This is a genomic window from Streptomyces sp. NPDC031497 (genome assembly GCF_055580905.1).
In genome coordinates this window covers 1-1,888 of the sequence record NZ_JBVIKO010000069.1, presented here as the reverse complement: position 1 = coordinate 1,888, position 1,888 = coordinate 1, and the positions used below count along the sequence as shown (strand labels likewise).

The 1,888-nt window shown below is 66.6% G+C and carries 1 protein-coding gene; it reads left to right on the top strand.

Features of this window, described 5'->3' with window-relative positions; genetic code table 11:
* The first annotated feature begins 1,158 nt into the window (after positions 1-1,158).
* On the top strand, positions 1,159-1,551 hold the full coding sequence (locus tag ACZ5K7_RS48260; protein ID WP_468924964.1) for a hypothetical protein: 393 nt from the start codon (positions 1,159-1,161) through the stop codon (positions 1,549-1,551).
* Positions 1,552-1,888 lie beyond the last annotated feature (337 nt).

Sequence of the window (1,888 nt, the reverse complement as noted above, 5' to 3'; positions counted from 1 at the left end):
CGCGCGGTCTGCTCCGCAGACACGACGCGGCGTCGCTACGCAACGCTTCCCGGCGCTGCGCGCCGGAGGCCTCCGGGCTCCGCCCGGAGGGGCCAGGCACTCCGTGCCTGGCCCCTGCCGGACCAACGCTCCGCGTTGGTCCGGGGCTTGACAGCTCCGCAGTCAGGAAAAGCGGCAGCAGTAGGGGGAGGGTGCCGGATCCAGCACCCTTGACCGATACTGACGGACTGTCAGCATCGGTCTGTGCGTCAAAAAATGACAACCGGATAGGTTCTAAGGTGAGTCCCTGCATACCTTCGCTCTGCCTCAGGCAGCCGAATATTCCGCTCCGCTCGTTTTGCGCGTCCCCGCGCGAACTGCGAAAAGACGGCGGCGAGTATTGCGTGCCTCCGGCGTGCGATGAGAGGGGTGAATTCGGCGGTGAGGATGGGGGGTTGAGTGGGGGGGTTGGGTGGGGAGTTGTCGGGGGGTGGTGGTGTGCCTCCGGCAGGGGCGAACGGGCAGGCTTTGTGCGTCATTTCCGGGGCGGGATGAATTCTGGAATGAGCGGCTACACCTGGCGCCGAATGCGGGCGCGGGAAAACGAGAGTGACAGACCGTCAGAAACCCAAACTCCCCCGGACACGGAGCAGGGTCCAGCCTCCGGCCGGACCAAGGACCGCAGGAGACAGACGACAGACGCGGAGCACGGGCACCACAGACCGCTCGGAGACAGGCACGGGACACACTAGAGGCCCGCACCCCGGCTCCACCCCCACAGCGGCCCCCACGGCCGCCACACCACCGCGCGGCGCCCCCAGGCGACGCGCAACACCAACCCCCCACCCCCAAGCCCCCGACGCCCGCCACACCCCCCGCAACCCCGCCCCCTTCTCTCTTCTCTTGGTCGGGCGGGGGGGAGTGGCAGCAGAGGGGGATGTCAGCACCCCAACCACGTCAGGGTGCAGGGTGTGACCTGCGCTCCCGCGCCATGGCGCCTTCGGGGGGTGCGCCAGATTGCGCGCCTGATTATGCGTCAGGTAGTGCGCCAGATTCGGCGCCAGATTGTGACCCGCAAGGGTTGCGGAGACCCTCTATAGTATCTAGTATCGAACTCATGGGGCCGCCCCGGGTGACGCCGGAGCGGACACGCCGAACAACACACGAAGGGACCTGGCCATGGAGGTCACGTCAGCGGTACGGCTGGTCAACCAGCTCAAGTACAAGCCCGGTTGGATGATCGAGGCTGAAGACAACACGAAGCGGTTTGAGGGAACCGTGACCGTGAAGTTCGTGTTTCCGGCCTACCACTCCGAGCGGAATTTCGCGGAGGAGGGTTACCCGCGCTTCACCGAAGGGTCGTGGGCCGAATTCCGCATCGTGGTCGCCGACTGCGACGACGTCGAACTGTACCGCCGAGTTCTCGGCAAGATCATGGAAATAGAACTGCACGAGGCCCGCGAATTCCTACGCGTGACCCCGACTTTCTGGGCCCCGTTCCACCCGCATCGAGTCGACGGAATGAAGCGCTGGGGCGACCCTGAGGGCGACCTCAGTTACGGCATCGTGTAACCGCGCTTAGCCGTCCCTGGGAAAGCGCCCATTTGCTTTCCCAGGGACGGCAGCCCCGAGCCACTCCGAAGACTCATCCGTGAGGGGAAGCTATGAGCTTCAAGGTAATCGTCCTGCTTATAGCAGTAGTCGCGTGCTACGCGTACCAAAAGGGCCGCGCCCGAGGTGAGCGAGAGAACGTGGCAAAGGCAGTCGCTCGCTTCTTCGAGAGGAAGTGAGCGTGTGGTGGGGGGGGGGGGGGGGGCCCCCCCCCCCCCCCCCCCGGGACCGGGGGCCTGGGGCGGGGGGCCGTCGGCCCCCCCGCCCCCAACAATGGGGGGGGGGCAGAACCCTCCCC

What these genes read in the sequence shown, in the direction of transcription:
- ACZ5K7_RS48260 (WP_468924964.1), top strand. Translation starts at nt 1,159, where the DNA reads ATGGAGGTCACGTCAGCGGTACGGCTGGTCAACCAGCTCAAGTACAAG.